Here is a 19,502-nt window from a genome sequence, read left to right on the forward strand (position 1 = left end):
TTACCGGCCCCGCCCATGATGAAGGGCCGGTGAGAGGGCCGGTCCGCACCGGACCGGCCCCTCTCGCAGACTCCCCGGATCAGTCCCCGGATCGGTCGCGTTCCGGGTCGAGCGTGACCAGCAGCCCGCTCAGCTCCTCGAACAGCCCCGGCGCGGCGCACACCGTCATCTCCGGGCTGGGCGGGCCGCCGCGCAGGCCGCCCAGACGCGCCCCCGCCTCGGACGCCACGAGCCCGCCCGCCGCGTAGTCCCAGTACTGCGGGCCGCGTTCGTAATACGCGTCCACGCGCCCGGCCGCGACCGCGCACAGGTCGGCCGCCGCCGATCCGGCCCGCCGGATGTCACGGACCTCCGGCAGCACCTTCGCCAGCACCTCGCCCTGCACGGCGCGCCTGCCCGGCCGGTAGCCGAACCCGGTCGCCACCAGCGCCCGGGACAGCGGCACCCCCTCGTTGCAGCGCAGCCGCTCACCGGCCAGCCACGCGCCGCCGCCCAGCGACGCGGTGAACACCTCGCCGCGCGGCACGACGTTGACCACCCCGGCCACGACCCGGCCGTCCACCTCGACGGCCAGGCTCACCGCCCAGTCGGGCAGGCCGTACAGGAAGTTGACCGTGCCGTCGATGGGGTCCACGATCCAGCGCACCGCGCCGCCCTCGGTGACCCCGCCCTCCTCGCCGAGGACGGCGTCGCCCGGCCTGGCCCGGCGGATCCGGCCGCGGATCAGCTCCTCCGCGGCCCGGTCGAGCGCGGTCACCACGTCGGTCGGGCTCGACTTGGTCTCCAGGACCTCCGGACGGGCGGGACGCTTGGCCAGCAGCATCTCCCCCGCCTCGGTGGCGATCTCCACGGCGAGCGCGGTCAGCTCGGCCGGGGTCGCGCCCATCTCCGCGGCGCTCACGACAGGGATTCCGGCGCGCGCCAGTCCTCGCCGAGCACGTGCTGGGCGAGGAAGGCCAGGACGGTCTCGTACCAGGCGACGATGTTGCCCGGTTTGAGCACCCAGTGGTTCTCATCGGGGAAGTACAGGAACTTCGACTCGACGGAGGACCGCTGCAGGTCCCACCACAGGCGCAGGGCCTCGCCGACCGGCACCCGGTAGTCGCGGTCGCCGTGGATCACCAGCATGGGCGTGGTGATCTGCTCCAGGGACAGGTGCGGGGAGAGCCGCCGCAGCGTCTCGCCGCCCGGCGTGCCCAGCTCGCGCCGCCAGTAGTGCGGGGCGTCGGTGGTGCCCAGGAACTGCTCCAGGTGCCACAGCGCCGCGTGGGTCACGATGGCCTTGAACCTGCGAGTGTGACCGGCGATCCAGTTGGCCATGTAGCCGCCGAACGAGCCGCCCATCACGGCCGTGCGGGCCGCGTCGAGGTCGGGCCGCTCCAGCGCGGCGTCGGTGACGGCCAGCAGGTCGGCCTGGGTGCGCGGGCCCCAATCGCGCCAGCCCCTGCGGATCATCGCCTCGCCGTACCCGGTGGACAGGCAGGGGTCGGGCAGCAGCACGGCGTAGCCGTGCTCGGCCATGATCCACGGGTTCCACCGCCAGGACCAGTCGTTCCAGCTCGCCAGCGGCCCGCCGTGGATCCACAGCAGCAGCGGCGCCGGGTTGGCGGCGGACGCGCCCTCGGGCAGGACCAGCCAGCCGCGCACCGGCGCGCCGTCGTCGGCGGTGGCGGTCACCTCCGTGAGGGTGCCGGGCAGGCGGAGGGCCGGGGCCGGGCTGGGCAGGACCTCCTCGCGCCCGTCGGCGAGGAAGAGCCGGACCGGCACCGGGGCCTCGGCCACCCCGCTGCGCACCGCGTAGAGAGCGCGCCCGTCGGGGGCCGGGCAGATCTGCTGGTAGGAGGAGTCGGAGGCGGTCACCCGCTCGACCTCGCCGCCGTCGAGCGGTACCCGGAAGACGGGCCTGCGTCCTCCGTGGTCGGCCGCCAGGTAGATCGCGCGCGAGTCGGGCGCCCAGGCGATGGCCGCGGGCCAGAGCTCCCCGCCCGGCGCGGCGCCCTCTCCGGTGGCCAGGTCCACCACCCACAGGATGGACATCGGGACGCGGTGGTCGCGGCCGTCGCGGCCGACGCGGTCGTGCGTCTCGCGTACGCAGGCGACGTGGCGGCCGTCGGGAGAGACCTCGACCGGCCCGATGAAGTCGTAGCCCTCGGCGGAGGCCAGGACGCGCCGCTCGCCGCCGTCCACCGGGATCGCCACCAGGTCCACGCGGCGCTCGCCGCCGGGCCTGGGCAGGGCCCAGGTGGTCACGACGGCGGTGCCGTCGGGGGTGACGGCGAACGCGCCGTCGTCCAGTGCGCGGCCGGGCTCGGGCGTCAGATCCCTGATCTCCGCGAGGGTCTCGCCGCCCAGGGCCGCGGCGAACAGCCGCTGCTCGCCGGGCCCGAGATCGTGGTCCCAGAAGCGCACCGGGTGCGAGTCGTAGAGCACGCCGCTGACCCCGGCCTCCTTGCGCGCCCTGCGCCGTTCGGCGTCGCCCGCCTCGGGGCCGGGCAGCACGTCGGCCGCGAAGACGACGGTGCCACCGCCCGCCCTGACCGCTCCGACGGAGCCGGCGCGGGCGGCGATCCGGCGGGCCTCGCCGCCCCCGGCGGGCAGCAGCCACAGCGCGGACGCCTCGGTGTCATCGCCCTCCTTGACCGTGGGGTCGGGGCGCGGGGAGACGAACAGGAGGTCTCCCGCGCCGGTGAACTCGGCGCCCGCCTCCCCCTTCGCGGACCTGGTCAGACGCCTGGGCTCCCCTTCAGGGGTGAGCGGGATGTCCCACAACGCGGTCCCGTAGGACCGGCCGTCAGGGTTGAGCGCCTGCACTACACCGGCCAGTCGTGTCCCGTCGGGCGACAGCCGCAGGCCGGCGAAACGAGGAACCTGCACGTAGTCCCGAATGTCCTTGAACACATCCCTGAAGTCCGTCACGTCCCGAACCTACCGTTGGACACGTGCCCGGCGCCGCATGTCAGAGCGAGCCGGGGATCGGGTTGGATGGTGCCATGGGGAATTACGACGCGCTGGTGGTGGTGTCGTTCGGCGGGCCTGAGCAGCCCGGCGACGTCATGCCCTTTCTGGAGAACGTGGTCAGGGGACGCGGTGTGCCCCGTGCGCGGCTTCTGGAGGTGGAGGCGCATTACCAGCGGTTCGGCGGGGTGAGCCCGATCAACGGGCAGTGCCGCGACCTGGTCGCCGCGCTGCGGCCGACCCTCGACGTGCCGGTGTACTGGGGAAACCGCAACTGGCACCCGTTCCTCACCGACACGGTGCGGCAGATGGCGGCCGACGGCGTGCGCAGGGCCGCCGCGTTCGTCACCGCCGCCTACGCCGGCTATTCGAGCTGCCGGCAGTACCTCGACGACATCGCCGCCGCCGTGGCGGCCGTCGAGGGCGCGCCGGAGATCGTGAAGCTCCGCCACTACCACGACCACCCCGGGTTCATCTCCGCGATGACCGACCACACCCGCCGCGCGCTGGACGACCTGCCACCGGGCCACCGCGAGACGGCCAGGCTCGTGTTCACCGCGCACAGCGTCCCGGTGTCGATGGCGCGGACGGCCGGGCCGTCGGGCGGGGAGTACGAGGCGCAACTGCGCGCCACCGCCGGGCTCGTGGCGGAGGCCGTCGGCCGTGCCGGGGAGTGGGACCTGGTGTGGCAGAGCCGCAGCGGGCCGCCGCAGGTCCCGTGGCTGGAACCCGACGTCTGCGACCACCTGACCGATCTCTCCGGCGCGGGCGTGGAGGCCGCGGTGCTGGTGCCGATCGGGTTCGTCTCCGACCACATGGAGGTCGTCTACGACCTCGACGTCGAGGCCGCGGACCGGGCCAAGGAGCTGGGCATGCACCTCACCCGGGCGGCGACGGCCGGCGTCCATTCCCGGTTCGTGCGGATGGTGGGCGAGCTGATGGCCGAGCCGGAGCCCACCGGATGCGCGGCGGGATGCTGCCCGAGGCCGGTGCGCCCGGCGGCCCCGCCGGAGTAGGTCAGGAGTACTGGCGGGCGTAGCCGGCGGCGACGCCCATCACCTTCCTGACGTAGTCCCAGGAGTGGTTGTAGAACCAGATGGCCTTCTCCAGCTTCTTGCCGCCCTGGTTCGCGCCGTTCGCGCACAGGTAGTTCGCGGCCGAGGGCACGGCGTCGTAGGGACTCCAGATGTCGGCCTTGCCGTCGCCGTCGCCGTCCACGCCGTAGGCCTTCCAGGTCGCGGGCATGAACTGCATCGGCCCGAGCGCGCCCGCCGACGAGGGGCCGTTGTTGCGGCCGTGGGAGCTCTCCACCTGGCCGATGGCGGCCAGCACGGTCCATGACAGGCCCGGGCACACCTGGGCCGACACGCGGTACAGCTCCAGGTAGCTGCCCGGCCTGCCCACCACCACGCGGCGGGGGGCCCGCGGCTCGGCCCGGGGCGCGTTCTTCTTCTTGCCCGCGGTCACGCTCCGGCCGTCGCCCACCGTGACGACCTGGGCCCCCGAGCCGAGGGCCCGGCGCACGGCGGAGCCCATCGTGGCCGCGTTCTTCTCGTCGCCGTGGACCAGGACCGCGACCCCCGGCAGGAGCCCGAGCCTGCGTCCGGTCTCGACGCCGACGATCCCGTCGACTCCCGGCAGCCCGAGCGGGGCGGAGGCCGCGACCCGGAGCCTGGGCCCGTTGTCCACCTGGTACTCGGCGCCCAGGACGAGCCCGAGCCGCTGTACGGCCTTGCTGTCCGCGACGAACTCGCCCCTGACCAGGGCCTCCCACACGCCCGGCTGGTCGGCGACCTGCTTGGGGGTCCAGGCGCGGAACTCGGCGGGCTGGACGGCCAGCAGGCTGAGCCCGGAACCCGCGACCTTCACCGTCCCGGCGTCCACGGCCGCCGCCTTCTGCACGTGCTTCAGCCCGGAGATCTTGTGCATCGTCGCGCGCGGCACCGACGCCTGGCTGACCGCGAAGACGCGCGGCGGGGTGAGCGTGACGCCCGGCCCTCCGATCGCCGGAGCGGTGGTGGCGGACGCCGGGGGCGACGCGGGCGGGGCGTGGGGGGCGGTCGTCGGCACGAGCCGTTCCAGGCCGGTGAGGGTACGGCCGGAGGCGAGGTCGCCGCGGCCCACCGGGCGCGGGGTGACGGGCGCCCCGGAGGCGGGCGTGCGCATCAGGTAGAGCGCCCCGGCCAGGATCGTGAGCACGATCGCCGCCGTCAGCCCCGCCAGGACGGCGGGCATGGCGGCGGCACTGGGGCTGCGGGGCATCCCGTAAACGCTATCCCATCGGCCGTTCGGCCAGCGTCAAATGCGAAAATTCACTTGATTCACCTCACATCACCGCGTCATTGTCCAGACGGGCACACATGTCTCCCCACCGTGCCGGGGGAAGAGTGTCCAGACCACGCCATGGGCGTGCGGAGGGGAGAGAGTTTCGGTGGGGGCGTACCGAGGGTTGTTCGCGATGCCCGGAGTCAAGGGCTTCGTCGTCAGCGGGTTCTTCGGGCGGGCCCCGATGTCCATGCTCGGGCTGGGCATCATCCTGCTGATCTCCGCCTTCACCGGCTCGTACACGATGGCGGGCGCGGTGGCAGGGACCGTCTCGGTCGCGCTGGCCGTCGCCGCGCCGCTGACCGGCCGCCTGGCCGACCGGTTCGGGCAGGGCAGGATCCTGGTCCCGCTGGTGCTGACCCACGCCGCCGCCCTCATCGCGCTGATGCTCTGCGTCCGCTCCGGCGCCCCGCACTGGACCCTCTACGTCACCGGAACGGTGACCGGCCTCACCGCCGTGTCGCTCGGCTCCATGGTCCGGGCGCGCTGGACCCACCTGCTCGGCGGATCGCCAAAGCTGCACATCGCGTTCTCATTCGAGTCCGTGGCCGACGAGGTGATCTTCGTGGCCGGGCCCGCCCTGGTCACGGCCCTGGCCACCCTGATCAACCCGTACGCCGGGCTGATCGTGGCCCTGGCGTCCACCCTCCTGGGAACCCTGTTCTTCGCCGCCCAGCGCGGCACCGAACCACCCGTCCGGCCCGCCGGGAGGCACTCCCGCAGCCCGGTCACGGTCCCCGGCATCGCCCTGCTCTGCGGCGTCTTCCTCGCGATGGGCGCGGTCTTCGGATCGGTGGACATCATCACCGTCGGCTTCGCCGAGGAACACGGCTCCAAGGGCATGTCCGGGGGGCTGCTCGCCGCCTTCTCCGCAGGCAGCATGGTGTCGGGCCTCTGGTACGGCGCGCGGTCCTGGAAGCTCACGCTGCGCGGCCGGTTCGTCCGCGCCCTCCTGTTCTTCGCCGTCGGCCTCACGCCGATCGTGCTGATCGGCAACCTGCCGCTGATGGCCCTGGCGCTGTTCGTCGCCGGAATGGCCATCTCCCCGACCCTCATCACCGGCTACAGCATGATCGAACGGCTGGCGCCGCCGCACCTGCTCACCGAGGGCATGGCCTGGCTCTCCACCTCGGTCGGCTTCGGCGTGGCGCTCGGGGCCTGGGCCGGGGGACGCATGACCGACGCGTTCGGGGCCTCCGACGCGTACGCGATCTCGCTCGGATCCGCACTGCTCGCGGTGCTGATCGGCCTGGCCGGGTCCGGGCTGCTGCGCGCCTCGGAGGCTCCGAGCACGGCATGACGGGCGGGAACGCGGGTGAGTATGTTCGCCTTCGTGAGAGCACGGTCAGAGTTTCGTAATTGGGCGGGCAACCAGGTGAACAGGCCCGCAGAGGTCGGCGCGCCGTCGAGCGCCGAGGAGGTGGCGCACGCCGTACGGCGGGCGGCCCGCTCCGGAAGGCGCGTACGCATGGTGGGCAGCGGCCACTCCTTCACCGGGGTGGCCCTGACGGACGGCGTGCTGCTGCGCCCCGACGCCCTTACCGGCGTCCGCGCGGCCGGCGACGGATGGATCACCGTGGCCGCCGGTACGCGCCTGCGCGACCTCAACGCCGAACTCGACCGTCTCGGCCTGGCCCTCGCCAACCTGGGCGACATCGACGCCCAGACGGTCGCCGGGGCCATCCAGACCGGCACCCACGGCACCGGCAGGGACGCCGGGGGCATCGCCGACCAGGTGATCGCCCTGGAACTGGTGCTGGCCGACGGGCGGATAGCGACCGTCGCCGACGGCGGCACCGCCGACCTCGACGGCATCGCAGAACAGGACCTGTTCGACGCCGCCAGGGTCGGGCTGGGCGCGCTCGGCGTGCTCACCGCCGTCACCCTCCGGGCAGAGCCCGCGTTCCTGCTGCACCAGGTGCGCAGGCCGCTGCGGCTGAGCCGGATCCTGGACACGCTGGACGAGCTGACCTCGGGCAACGAGCACCTGGACTTCTACTGGCTGCCGCACACCGACATCTGCCTGACCAAGTTCCACAACCGTTCCAAGGGCCCCGCCGACCCGCCAGGCCCGCTGCGGTACTGGGTGGACACCCGCCTGGTGGAGAACACCCTGTTCGGCGCGGTGTGCGCGTTCGGCGCCCGGTTCCCCCAGGCCATCCCGGCCGTCAACGGACTGACGGCGCGGCTGCTGTCGGAGTCCGCGTGCGTGGACTCCTCACACCGGATCTTCATCACCCGCCGCGACGTTCGCTTCCTGGAGATGGAGTACGCCATCCCGCGCGAGCGCCTGGGCCAGGCCCTGCGCGAACTGCGGGACCTGATCGACCGGATGGACTGGAAGATCGGCTTCCCGGTCGAGGTGCGCGTCACCCCGCCGAGCGACGCGTGGCTGTCCACCGCGTACGGCAGGCCGTCGGCGTACATCGCCTGCCACGTGTACCGGACGACCCCGCACTCCGCGTACTTCGCGGGCGTGGAGGAGATCATGGTCAGGCTCGGCGGACGCCCGCACTGGGGCAAACTTCATACACGCGACGCCGCCTACCTCGCCGGGATATATCCCCGCTTCGCGGATTTCGTCGCACTGCGTGACCGTCTCGACCCGTCCCGCGTGTTCGCCAACGACTATCTGGACGCCGTGCTGGGCTGAACGCTCCCGGATTCGGTAAAGAGCACCCCCCGGGAAGGACGCGTCCGCGTGTTGCGTCGCCCTCGACACCCGCGGGCGAGGCACATTCAGGACCGCCTTCCCGCCGCCGAATCCCTAATCCGATGGAGATCCCGGAGATGGTACTCTCCCGCCGCACGGCTCCGGCCACGGCCACCGGCTCCGCAGCCGCCCTCCCCCGTCCAGCCACGCCCCACTGGCCCCGGCTCACACCCCCGTGCGCACACCCTCGCGGGGGTTCTTCGGCCAAGTTCGCCGCACGTCGCCGCGCCATCGGGAAGAATCCTTCGTGGGCGTCGGAGCTGCCCCCGAGCACCGGCGGGATGTAAGCCGATGGAATCGGCAAATGTGACGGGCGTCACATCGGATCGAGCCCCCTCCAGCAAGGCGATGTTCGGACATGCCGGGTACGGTGCTGGCAGGCAACCGGCACACGCGAGAGACTCAAGGGTCCGGGGGAAGATTGAGCTCGACGACGAAGGGACTCGCATGCAGGAGCTCCGGCTCGTCGCGGTGAGTGAGGACGGCACCTATCTCGTGCTGGCGACGGCCGGGCGAGGTACGCGGTTCACGCTTCCCGTTGACGACCGGCTCCGCGCGGCGGTTCGCGGAAACTTCTCCCGTCTCGGTCAGTACGAGATCGAAGTGGAGAGTCCGTTGCGCCCCAAGGAGATCCAGGCGCGCATCCGCGCAGGAGAGACCGCCGAGGAGATCGCCGCCACCGCGGGGATCCCGGTCGAGCGCGTCCGCTGGTTCGAAGGACCGGTCCTGCAGGAACGCGAGTACATGGCCCAGCAGGCGCAGCGCGTCGCCGTGCGAATCCCCGGCGAGTCCGCTCCCGGCCCAACGCTCGGTGAGCTGGTCGCCGAGCGGCTGACCCGGCGCGGCGTGCCCGCCGACGAGATCGACTGGGACTCCGCCAAGCGCGACGACGGCCTGTGGCGGGTCAAGCTCGGCTTCGTCTGGAACGGTCACACGCGCCACGCCGAGTGGCTGTTCGACCCGCGCCGCCGGCACATCTCCCCGCACGACGACGAGGCGCTGCGGCTGTCCGCCGCCGACTACGTCGAGCCGGGGGCCGACGTCGCCGACGCCGTCCCCGATACCACGGTCACCCCGTTCGTGCCGCGCGTCGCCAAGCTGCAGCCGGTGCCGCCGCTCGCGCCCGAGCCGCCGTCCCCGGCGCCGATGTTCCCCTCCGTGGTCCGCCACGAGCCGCCACCGCCGCCGGACAACGCGCCGCGCCCCGACGCGCCCGCGCTGCCCCGCACCGCGCCCCCGGCCCTGCCGCGCGCCGAGCCGGACTTCACCGCGTCCCGGTCCGAGCCCGGGTACTTCACACAGCGGCCCGAGCCGCAGCGTCACCCGGCCGATGGCCGGCAGGAGGAGGAGCGCCGCTCCGCTCCCCCGGCGGCCTACCTCCCGTCCACCCCGCCCCCGTCCCGCCCCGACCCCGAGCCCCGCATGCCGTGGGCCCTGGACCGGGACCCCGCGCCCCACGACCGCGCGCCCGCCGAGCCCACCGCCCCGCAGGGCACCGACACCTGGGAGACGCCCACCCACGTCGCCGGGCCCTACGACCGCGCGCCCGCAGCACCGCAGGCCACGCCCCACGGCGGCGGCACCCGGGAAGCGGCACCCCACGTCCCCACGACGCAGGAGCGCCCGCACGCAGAGCCCGCCGCCCCACAGAGCGGCGACGCCCAGGAAACGGCGACCCACGCCACCGCGCCCCAGGCACACTCGACCGCGCAAGCCGCGGCCCAGGCCCGGGTGGTGCCGGAGGCCGCGCGTGAAGAGCCCGTCGCGCGGGAGTCCACGCCCGGGGCGGCAGCGTCCTCTGAGCCGGTGGCGCGCGAGCAGGGGGCCCAGGCCGCTGAGGCCGTTCGGGGCGGGGAGCCCGCGACCGGGACGGCCGGCGGCGTGCCGTCCGCCCCTGAGGTCCCGGCCGGGAAGCCGGTCCCGGCCGAGCCGGAGACCATGCGGCCCGCGCCCGAGGTCGCGGCGGCAGCCGCGCCGCAGGCGGAGCCCCGGGCAGAGGCCGAGCCCGAGGCCGTCTCGAAGCCCGAGGCCGTCTCGAAGCCCGAGGCCGTCTCGAAGCCCGAGGCCGTCTCGAAGCCCGAAGCTAAGGGCGAGTCCAAGGCCGAGCCCGAGGCGAAGCCTGAGCCGAAGGCCGAATCCAAGGGCGAGGCGAAGCCGCAGGCGGAGGCCGCTTCCAAGGCCGAGCGGAAGGCCGAGGCCGAGCCGGAGCCGGTCGCCGAGGCCAAGCCAGAACCAAGGCCTGAGCCGAAGCCCGAGCCGAAGGCGGAGTCGAAGCCCGCGGCGAAGCAGGAGCCCAAGGCCGAACCGGAGCCGGAACCCGAGGCCGAGCCCGAGGCCGAGCCGGAGCCCGAGCCGGTGGAGAAGGCGGCCGAGGCTCCGCCGCAGCCCGCGGCGCCGCCGCCCGCTCCACCCGCGCCGAAGCCCGCTCCCGCGCGCCCGGCCAGGAAGAGCTCCAGGAGCCGCCGCGCCTCCGTGCCGTCGTGGGACGAGATCATGTTCGGCGCGCGCAAGCAGGACTGACGGGGCCGGGGTTCACTCCGAGGTCACTTCTGGGACGTGACGAACGGCGCCAGCCACTCGGGCGTGACCTCGGCCGCGAAGGCCGGGCCCGTGTCCTCGGCGACGTCGAGGGCCGCGTACCCGCCGACGCCCGCGCCGACCCCGGCGATCACGGTGAGCACCCGCGCCCGCCGCTGGAACCACGTCTGGCGCAGGGTCCACCCGACCACCGCACGCCGTTCGATCACGGCCTGCCGGCGGCGCAGCGACCCCGAGCGGACCGACAGCCAGATGCCGTCGTAGGTGTGCCCGAGCGACCGGTAGCGGTCGATGCCCAGCGGCACGCCCAGAAGGGCGAGCAGCAGCGCGGGGAGCGCCGCCGCCCACCACTGCCCGGACCCGGTCAGCAGGGCCGCCACGACCGCCACAGCCGTTACCAGGAGCCACGGAGCCACCGCGCGGAACAACCTTCGACGGCGGGCGGCGGGCGGGTGGGGCCGCAGCGGCGTGCCCACCGTGCCGATCGCGGCGGTGGTCACCGCCCGCGCCTCGCTCAGCGGGGAGGCGGGCAGGAGCTGGCCCCTGGTCTCGGAGTCGCCGAGGCCGGTGACGATCGCCCAGACCCGCGCGACGCGGGCGGCGCGCTCGGTCAGGGCCTCGACGATCTCGAACCCGCGGATCCTGCGCCGTTCGAGCGACACGCTGCGGCGGTTGATCAGCCCGCGTTCCGCGACCAGGTAGCCGTCGCGCGAGCGGAGCGTGAAGTCCCAGTTGAACACGGCGTACATGGCCGCGCCCGCGACCGGCATGGCCAGCACGAGCAGCACGGCGACGGCGATCAGCAGGTAGGGGTGGTCCCACAGCCAGGTGCCGAAGTCCCAGGCGGCGCGCTGCCCGAAGCCGAACTGCTCGCCCCACTGGAAGGCGAGCCCGATCGCCCCGGCGACCAGCGCGAACGGGGTGAGCAGGTAGGCGCCGGAGAGCGGGCCGTACAGCAGCCAGCGGCGGGGGACGCGGGCGTAGACGATCTCGGGTTCGGCGCGCTCGCCGTCCGTCTCGGATACGGCCGCCCGCTCGTCGTCCACCGCCGGTACGGCCGGGCCTCCGGCCTCCGCGTGCTCCGCCCCGGCGGGGGCGTCGGCGGGCGTCTGCCCGCGCGCGGGCCTGGCGCGGCGCAGCAGCAGCCCCTTGAGGCGTTCGGCCTCGCCGACCGTCACCCCGTTGAGCTCGCCCTCCTGCTTCTCGCCGCCGCCCCGGGCCCCGGTGTCGATGCGCAGCACCGCCAGGCCGAGCAGCCGGTGCAGCGGCGGCGTGCTGATGTCCACGCCTCTGACCCGTTCCAGCGGGATCGTGCGCACGGACCGGCTGACCAGCGCCCTGGTCAGCTCCAGCCGGTCGCCGACGACCTGGTAGGTGAAGGTGGCCCAGCGCACGACCGAGTAGACGATGGACGCGGCCACGCCGAACGCCGCCCAGCCGAACGACGCCGGGGAGAAGCCGCCGACGAACAGCACGCCGGCGAGCGGCACGAACAGCGAGGGCAGCACGCGGACCGGGTCGATCAGCAGCACCCTCGGGCTGAGCCGCGCGGGCGCCGCGACGGCGCGCTCGAACGGCGGGCCGCCGCCCGGCGGGGGCACCGCGAACCCCTCCGGACCGGCAGGCCGGTCGGGCGGCGGGTGGGCGGTCATGTGGCGTCGTCTCTGAGCGCCTCGGCGCGGTGCGCGAGCTCCTCGGACAGGCGGGCGGCGACCGGGTAGTCGAGCCCCTTGATGGTGGAGGAGCCCGCGTGGGAGGCGGTGCGGATCTCCACGGTGGCCAGGCCGAGCAGCCGCTCGAACCAGCCCTGGGCCTTGTCGACGGTCTGGATGCGGCTGACCGGGACGAACACCCACTGCCTGCTGATCCAGCCCGAGCGCGCGTAGACGACGTCGCCGGACAACTCCCAGCGGTGCACGGCGTAGCGCCAGAACGGCTCGATGACGACGAACGGCCCCATGACCACGATCACCGCCGCCGGCAGCAGCCAGGAGTCGGAGGCCAGCCAGCCGGGGACCCAGGGCCAGTCGGCGCCGTCGAGCCAGATCGCCGCGAGCACCGAGCCGCCTAGCAGCAGGGCGAACCCGAACAGCGCCTCCAGCAGCCACAGCGTGACGGCTTTCCTGGAGACGCGGTTGACCGGGTCGCGGAGCGAGACGCTCACCGCGCCTCCCCGGCGGGCCGGGACGGCGGCGCGGGGGGCGACATTCTTCGCACGGTCACCCTGTCAGCCTAAGCCGTCAGCGGGATCTCAGCGGGATCTCAGCGACCGACACCCTGCGTCGCACGGGCTCAGGGAAATGTCAGTGCCCTGCGGCAAAGTAGCGGAGGCGAACTATGAAGGAGAACTCATATGGGATACGCGATTGAGGCCGAGGGGCTGGTGAAGCACTTCGGGCAGACGAAGGCCCTCGACGGCGTCGATCTGGTGGTGCCGCAGGGCCGTCTGCTCGGAGTGCTTGGCCCCAACGGTGCGGGCAAGACCACCGCGGTCAGGGTGCTCGCCACGCTGCTGCGGCCCGATTCGGGCACCGCCAGGGTCAACGGCTTCGACGTGCTGCGCGAGGCCCATCAGGTGCGCTCGCTGATCGGCCTGACCGGGCAGTACGCCGCGGTCGACGAGATGCTGACCGGTTTCGAGAACCTGCTGATGATCGGCCGGCTGCTCGGCCTGTCCAGGGCCGACTCCAAGCAGCGGGCCGACGAGCTGCTCGAACGCTTCTCGCTGTCCGACGCGGGCGGGCGGGCCGCGAAGACCTTCTCCGGCGGCATGCGGCGGCGGCTCGACCTGGCCGCCAGCCTCGTGGGCCGGCCGCAGGTGCTGTTCCTCGACGAGCCCACCACCGGGCTCGACCCGCGCAGCCGCAACGACCTCTGGGACGTCGTGCGCGGTCTGATGTCCGACGGCGTGACGGTGCTGCTGACCACCCAGTACCTGGAGGAGGCCGACCAGCTCGCCGACGACATCGTGGTCTTCGACCACGGCAAGGTGATCGCCTCGGGCAGCTCCGACGAGCTGAAGTCCCGCACGGGGGCGCAGGTGCTCGAGGTCCGGCCGCTGCGGCCCGACCACCTCGACCTGGTGGTCCAGGTGGTGACCGACATGGTCGAGACGGCCCCCGAGGTGAGCGGCGAGAAGGTCGTGGGCGCGGTCCACGACCCGGCGGTGGTACCCGCCATCGTGCGCCGCCTCGACGACCTGGGCGTGGTGGCCTCCGAGCTGTCGCTGCGCAAGTCGAGCCTCGACGAGGTCTTCCTGGCCCTCACCGGCCACCGCGCCGAGGACGACTCCCAGGAAGACAAGGAAGGGGCGCTGGTATGACCACCACCGACGAGCGCACACCGGCGAAGTCCCGAACAGAAACGGAGCAAGGCGTGACCACCATGAGCACCGCGATGCCCGCCGTGAGCAAGCGGGTCGGGCCGGCCGCCACGGTGAGGCAGACCATGACCCTGGCCTGGCGCAGCCTGGTGCAGGTCAAGCACAACCCCTGGGAGCTGCTCGACCTCAGCATCCAGCCGATCATGTTCCTGCTGCTGTTCACCTACGTGTTCGGCGGCGCGATCTCCGGCTCGACCGGCGACTACCTGCAGTTCGCGCTGCCCGGCCTGCTGGTGCAGAACGCGCTGTTCTACACCCTGTCCACGGCGATCGGCCTGAACACCGACATCACCAAGGGCGTCTTCGACCGGCTGCGCAGCCTGCCCATCGCCCGCAGCGCGCCGCTGGCCGGCCGGATCATCGCCGACACCTTCAAGCAGGTCTGGGCGTTCGCGCTGCTGGTCGGCTTCGGCATGGTGCTCGGCTTCCGGGTGACGACGAGCGCGGCCGGGCTCCTGGCGGCACTGGCGCTGCTCGTGGTGGTGGCCCTGGCGATGTCCTGGATGGCGGTGCTGATCGGGCTGAAGGCGTCCAACCCGGAGAAGGTGCAGATGATCGCCTTCTCCACGATGATGCCGCTGACCTTCACCAGCAGCGCCCTGGTGCCTTCGCAGACCTTCCCCGGCTGGCTGGAGGCCTGGTCCGACGTCAACCCGGTCACCCACCTGGCCAACGCCATCCGCGCGATGCTGATCGGCGGCGAGGCCGGGCAGGCCACGATGATCTCGCTGCTCTGGGCGCTCGGCTTCGTGGTGATCTTCGCCCCGCTGGCCATCCGCGTCTTCCGCAACCACGCGTGACGGGCGATCAGTCCCGCCCGCCCGTGCCACGGGCGAAATCGGCGGCCTCGTCCACCTGCATCCAACGGCCGCGCTCGTAGCACCGGGAGAACTCTCCCGGGCCGAGCGCGGCCTTCGCGTTCGCGGTGATCCGCACGTGGTCGAAGTCGGCCACCTCGTCGAAGCCGCGGATGCTCGCCGCCGCGCCGAGGAGCGTCGCGGCGCGGGCTGGGTCGTCCTCGGCGAGGGCCAGGCCCGCCGTCCCGATCAGCACGCCGCCAAGGACCGGCCCGTCCTGGCAGCCCAGCGCGATGGCCAGCGCGGAATGGTGCAGGCGGCGCGAGCGCGGCAGGTCGTGCTCGGCCTCGGCGAGCAGCGCGAGCGAGCTGGTGATCAGCGCCTTGAGCTGGGGCGGGGCCTCCTCGCCCAGCATGTTCATGCCCGTGGAGTAGTGCCGCCGGGCCGCCTCCAGGTCGCCGTCCTCGCGGGCGAAGTCGCCGCGCACGCTGTGCACGCCTCCCTGGCCGACGGTGTCGCCGGAGCGGAGGACGATGGCCCAGGTCTCGTCGAGGACGGTGCCCGCCCCGGCCCGGTCGCCGATCATGTTGAGCCCGATGGCCAGGCGGGAGCGCAGGTAGACGGTGTCGTCACCGGCGCCGATCTGGTCCATCACGGAGATCGCGTCGCGCATCTCCCGCACCGAGCGGGCGGCGTCGCCGCGCATGATCCCCAGTTCGGACAGCACCGCCATGGCGTTGCCGATCCCCCACCGCTCGCCGATCTCGCGGAACCGCCACAGCGCCTCCTCGACCCTGGCCTGCCCCTCGGCGACGCGGCCCCCGTTGATCAGCAGCATGCCGCGGAACAACTGGCCGACCCCGACCACCCACGGGTCGGGGTGCCCGGACAGCCGCGCGGCCACTTCCAGGGCCTGCGGCATCGACTTCCTGATGAACAGCGCCAGGATCGTGTCGAGCACGGCGATCATCGGCGGCAGCGGGCTCGGCAGGGAATCGGTGCCGATCCTGATCGCGGTCTCCAGCGAGACCCTGGCCTCCTCCCAGCGCATGCCCACGTCGGCGGCGTTGATGCCGAACGCCGCGTGGGCGTGGGCCAGGGCGCGCGGATCGACGTCGGTCTCGCCGCCGGGGATGGCCAGCGCGGCGTGGGCCCGGTGCGCCCCCTCCAGCCGGTGCCCGACCAGCCACCAGTACCAGCCGAGCGCGCCGACCAGCCGCAGCGCCAGCGCCCGCTCGCCCTCCTCGGTGGCCCACCGCACGGCCGTGGACAGGTTGTCCTGGTCGGCGGTCAGCTCGCTGATCCGTTTGAGCTGGTCGTGGCCGCGCAGCCCCGGCTCCGCCGCCTCCGCCAGCTCGGCGTGGAAACGGGCGTGCGCCAGGCGGACGCGCCGCTCCTCTCCTGACTCGGCCAGCCGTTCCGCGGCGTAGGCGCGGACGGTCTCCAGCATCCGGTAACGGTCGGCCTCGGCGAGCACCAGCGACTTGTCCACGAGCCTGGCCAGCACGTCGAACACGTCGGCGCGCTCCAGCCCGCCCCCGGCGCATACGCTCTCGGTGCCCGCCAGGGTGGTGCCGCCGGCGAAGACGGAAAGCCGCGCGGCGAGCGTGCGCTCGGCGTCGTCGAGCAGGTCCCAGCTCCAGGAGACCACGGCGCGGAGGGTCTGGTGGCGGGGCAGCGCGGTACGGCTGCCGCCGGTCAGCAGCCGGAACCGGTCGGAGAGCCGGTCGGCGATCTGGGCGGCGGACAGCGAGCGCAGGCGGGCGGCGGCCAGCTCGATGGCCAGCGGCAGGCCGTCCAGGTCGCGGCAGATCCGCGCGATCGAACCGGTGTCGGCGGCGGGGTCGAAGCCGGGGCGCGCGGTGGCCGCCCGGTCGGTGAACAGCCGGACGGCCGGCGCGCGCAGGATCTCCTCGGCGGACCCCTCACGCGACGGCAGGGCCAGCGACCCCACCGGCCAGAGCGCCTCCCCGATGATGCCGAGCGGCTCGCGGCTGGTCGCCAGCACGCGCAGGCCGGGGCACTCGGCCACCAGCCGGTCCGCCAGCCGCGCCGCCGCGTCGATCAGGTGCTCGCAGTTGTCCAGGACGATCAGCAGTTCGCGTCTCCCGACGGCCCGCACGAGCCGCGCGGTGGCGTCGGTCTCCGCGTCGTCGGCGGGGCGGCGCACCCCGTGCGCGGTGGAGGACAAGGGGTCGCGGACGCCGAGCGCGGTGAGCACGGCCTGCGGGACCTCTCGCGGGTCGGCGACCGGCGCCAGCTCGGCCAGCCACGTGCCGCCGGGAATCCGCTCCCCCACCGCCCTGGCCGTCTCGATCGCCAGGCGGGTCTTGCCCGCGCCGCCGGGGCCGATCAGGGTGACCAGCCGGTGTTCGGCGAGCAGTCCGCCGGTCTTGGCGACCTCCGCCTCGCGCCCGACGAAGCTGGTCAGCGCGGCGCGCAGGTTGCCCCGGCGCTCGCCGGGAGCGGCGGCGGGGGCCGGTTCGTCGGCGGCGGGCTCCTGTTCCCGCGGCTCCCGCCACTCGCCGCGCAGCATCGCGGTGTGCAGGCCGGACAGCGCGGGCGACGGATCGGCGCCGAGGCGGTCGGCGAACCCGGCGCGCGCCTCCTCGTATGCGGCGAGGGCCTCGACCTGGCGGCCCTGGCCGTACAGGGCGCGCATCCGCTGGCCGTGCATCCGTTCGCGCAGGGGGTGGGCGGCGATCAGCGCGGGCGTCTCGGCCAGGACCTCGGCGTGCCGTCCGAGCCGCAGGTCGGCCTCCAGCCGGTCTTCCGTGGCGGTCAGGCGCAGCGCCTCCAGCCGGGTGATCTCGGCGGTGGCCAGGTCGTTGCCCGCGAGGTCGGCGTAGGCGGGGCCGCGCCACAGGCCGAGCGCGGAGCGCAGGATCCGCGCGGCGTCGGCGGACGCCCCCGCGGCGAGCGCGTCGCTCCCTTCGGCGGCCAGACGGGCGAACCGGTGGGCGTCGACCCGGCCGGGCTCGACGGCCAGGCGGTAACCGGAGCCGTCGCCCGTCACCAGACCGGCCCCGGCTCCCAGCGCGGAACGCAGCCGGGACACCAGGGCCTGCAGCGCGTTGCCGACCCCCGCCGGAGGGCGATCGCCCCAGACGCCGTCGATGAGGGCGTCGAGGCCGATGGTTCTGCCCGGATCGAGGAGAAGAAGTCCGAGAAGGGTGCGCAACCGCTGGCCGCCCACCTCCACCGGGCGGCCGTCGAGGCGAACCTCCAGCGTACCGAGGACGGCGAAGCTCATACGTGTGTCCAAGCTCACCCCCTCCATGTCCACGATTGTGGCGGATTACGGTGCCCTGCGTGACCACGGAACCGCGCGATCCGGTCAGGACACCTATGAGATCCGCGTAGCATCATCGGGCATGGGGCAGCGGAGGTCGTCAACGATCGCGCGCCGCGCCACCGCGTCGGCGGTGCTTGTCGCGGCGCTCGCCGTCGTCACCTCGGGCTGCGGGATTCTCGGCGGAGGCGCACCTCTCGATTCCATCAGCGTGTCCAGCTCGCGTATCAAAGAAGGTGCCCCGCTGCCCGCCGGATACTCCTGCAAGGGAACACTGGGCAGCCCGCCGCTGCGGTGGTCGGGCGTTCCCACTCCGCAGACCAAGTCGGTCGCCGTGGTCGTGGACAACAACGGCGCGGGCTTCGACGGGGAGATGCACTGGGTCCTGTACAACATCGACCCGCGCACCACCGAGCTGGGTGACAACATCGCGCAAAGCCTGCCCGCCGGAATGGGTCAGTTGCGTCTGGCCAACGGCAAGGTTGGCTACTCTCCCCCATGCCGCGCCGATGGCAACTATCGTTTCACCGTCTACGCCCTCGACCGCAAGGTCGAGATCAAGGAGAACGCCCCTCTCTCCGATGCGCTGCAACGCATCGCGGAGCGGACCATCGCTCGTGGTCGGCTGACTGCCGTCCACATCGAGTGACCCGCCGAGCACCGGAGGTAGTAATGGTTACCGATTCTTCACTTAGGGTGTGACAACGCTCATAGTGGTCCGACACAATCAGATCCGTTCGCCGAGCGTTGGTGATCAAGTCAGGCAGATCGCGTCTATGGCCGCGCGATCTCACCGGCGCCGCAGGCAGGCCATGGCCTTGAGGGTGGTGCAATGATCGCGGTCATAGCAAGCCTGGTCGCCGTCGTGCTCCTCGTGCTCGTCGTCGTGGCACTGGGCATGCGGTCGATGAACCGCCGGGAGAGCGCGCTGCCCGCGGACCGGCGCAAGAAGATGGCCGATGAGGCGGAGAGCTGCCCCGAGCTGTCCTCCGACGACTTCGCCACCCGCGAACCGAGGGTCGACTACTTCACGCCCGACTTCAGCCCGATCGACGAGCCCGAGGAGAAGCGCCAGCGCCCCCCGAGGCAGCCGGGCACGCGTGGCCGCCGCGGCGTCGACGAGTTCGGCGGAGCCGACGACTACGACGAGGACTACTGGTCCAAGGTCCGCGACGACGAGGGCGGTTTCGGCGGGTCCATCGCGGCCAGGCGCGGCGCCCCGCGCGATGACCTCTCCCAGGAAGGCGCTCCCGCGCCGCGCGAGGAGGGGCCCGGGGCCGACGAGCCGACCAGGCGCACTCCGCCCGCGTCGCGCACCGGCGGCGGCCTCGCCGACCTGGTCGAGCCTCCGAGCCGTCCCGCTCCCGCCGCAGAGCAGAAGACCGTGATGTTCACCCCGCCGGAGGGACAGGGTCCGGGCCGCGCCCCCGAGGGCGGACGCGGCGACCAGCCCCCCGGCCGCGGCCCCGCGCGTCCCGCGGGCGGGCCGCCCCGCCGTAC

At 73.4% G+C, this 19,502-nt stretch carries 13 protein-coding genes and 1 pseudogene; 8 read left to right on the forward strand and 6 right to left on the reverse strand.

All coding sequences use genetic code 11. From position 1 onward, the window contains the following. Window positions 1–79 precede the first annotated feature (79 nt). Complete coding sequence (locus P3X83_RS35625) at window positions 80–886, reverse strand: inositol monophosphatase family protein (RefSeq protein WP_277309772.1); 807 nt, start codon at window positions 884–886, stop codon at window positions 80–82. An 11-nt stretch (window positions 887–897) separates the two neighbouring features. Further along, window positions 898–2,916, reverse strand: coding sequence for a S9 family peptidase (locus P3X83_RS35630; protein WP_277309756.1), 2,019 nt, complete (start codon window positions 2,914–2,916; stop codon window positions 898–900). 74 nt (window positions 2,917–2,990) lie between these two features. Here P3X83_RS35630 and P3X83_RS35635 point away from each other — a divergent pair, with 74 nt between their 5' ends. After that, window positions 2,991–3,971 carry a ferrochelatase gene (locus P3X83_RS35635; protein ID WP_277309757.1) on the forward strand — a complete coding sequence of 327 codons (981 nt, stop codon included), beginning with the start codon at window positions 2,991–2,993 and terminating at the stop codon, window positions 3,969–3,971. A 1-nt stretch (window position 3,972) separates the two neighbouring features. On the opposite strand, the gene P3X83_RS35640 is transcribed toward P3X83_RS35635, so the two are convergent. Then, the gene (locus tag P3X83_RS35640) at window positions 3,973–5,217 is read right to left on the reverse strand and encodes a lytic transglycosylase domain-containing protein (protein ID WP_277309759.1); all 1,245 of its coding nucleotides are present in this window, start codon (window positions 5,215–5,217) and stop codon (window positions 3,973–3,975) included. 169 nt (window positions 5,218–5,386) lie between these two features. On the opposite strand from P3X83_RS35640, the gene P3X83_RS35645 reads away from it, so the two are divergent. The 3 genes from P3X83_RS35645 (at window position 5,387) to sepH (ending at window position 10,513) form a co-directional block, all read left to right on the forward strand. Beyond that, a complete protein-coding gene (locus P3X83_RS35645) occupies window positions 5,387–6,580 on the forward strand; it encodes an MFS transporter (RefSeq protein ID WP_277309760.1) in 1,194 nt (397 codons plus the stop codon). Window positions 6,581–6,613: 33 nt separating this feature from the next. Next, complete coding sequence (locus tag P3X83_RS35650; protein WP_346742777.1) at window positions 6,614–7,933, forward strand: D-arabinono-1,4-lactone oxidase; 1,320 nt, start codon at window positions 6,614–6,616, stop codon at window positions 7,931–7,933. A gap of 507 nt (window positions 7,934–8,440) precedes the next feature. Then, complete coding sequence (sepH, locus tag P3X83_RS35655) at window positions 8,441–10,513, forward strand: septation protein SepH (RefSeq protein ID WP_277309761.1); 2,073 nt, start codon at window positions 8,441–8,443, stop codon at window positions 10,511–10,513. 23 nt (window positions 10,514–10,536) lie between these two features. Here the strand turns inward: sepH and P3X83_RS35660 are convergent, their stop codons facing one another. Both P3X83_RS35660 and P3X83_RS35665 read right to left on the reverse strand, forming a co-directional pair. Beyond that, window positions 10,537–12,183 (reverse strand): PH domain-containing protein, encoded by a 1,647-nt coding sequence (locus P3X83_RS35660; RefSeq protein WP_277309762.1) that lies wholly within the window; start codon window positions 12,181–12,183, stop codon window positions 10,537–10,539. Continuing rightward, entirely contained in the window at window positions 12,180–12,695 is a 516-nt protein-coding gene (locus tag P3X83_RS35665; RefSeq protein ID WP_277309763.1) for a PH domain-containing protein, read from the reverse strand. Before P3X83_RS35665 ends, P3X83_RS35660 begins: the two co-directional genes overlap by 4 nt. A 189-nt stretch (window positions 12,696–12,884) precedes the next feature. Between P3X83_RS35665 and P3X83_RS35670 the strand changes: the two genes are divergently transcribed. Further along, window positions 12,885–13,853, forward strand: a complete 969-nt coding sequence (locus P3X83_RS35670; RefSeq protein ID WP_277309764.1) for an ATP-binding cassette domain-containing protein — start codon at window positions 12,885–12,887, stop codon at window positions 13,851–13,853. 62 nt (window positions 13,854–13,915) lie between these two features. Further along, window positions 13,916–14,713 carry an ABC transporter permease gene (locus P3X83_RS35675; protein ID WP_277309774.1) on the forward strand — a complete coding sequence of 266 codons (798 nt, stop codon included), beginning with the start codon at window positions 13,916–13,918 and terminating at the stop codon, window positions 14,711–14,713. A gap of 7 nt (window positions 14,714–14,720) precedes the next feature. Here the strand turns inward: P3X83_RS35675 and P3X83_RS35680 are convergent, their stop codons facing one another. Then, window positions 14,721–17,963, reverse strand: a complete 3,243-nt coding sequence (locus P3X83_RS35680; protein ID WP_277309765.1) for a BTAD domain-containing putative transcriptional regulator — start codon at window positions 17,961–17,963, stop codon at window positions 14,721–14,723. A 4-nt stretch (window positions 17,964–17,967) separates the two neighbouring features. Between P3X83_RS35680 and P3X83_RS35685 the strand changes: the two genes are divergently transcribed. After that, on the forward strand, window positions 17,968–18,651 hold the full coding sequence (locus P3X83_RS35685) for a YbhB/YbcL family Raf kinase inhibitor-like protein (RefSeq protein ID WP_277309766.1): 684 nt from the start codon (window positions 17,968–17,970) through the stop codon (window positions 18,649–18,651). A 183-nt stretch (window positions 18,652–18,834) separates the two neighbouring features. Further along, window positions 18,835–19,502: pseudogene (locus P3X83_RS35690) on the forward strand (hypothetical protein); the annotation flags it as partial.

It is taken from the genome of Spongiactinospora sp. TRM90649 (assembly GCF_029382225.1).
GTDB lineage: Bacteria > Actinomycetota > Actinomycetes > Streptosporangiales > Streptosporangiaceae > Spongiactinospora.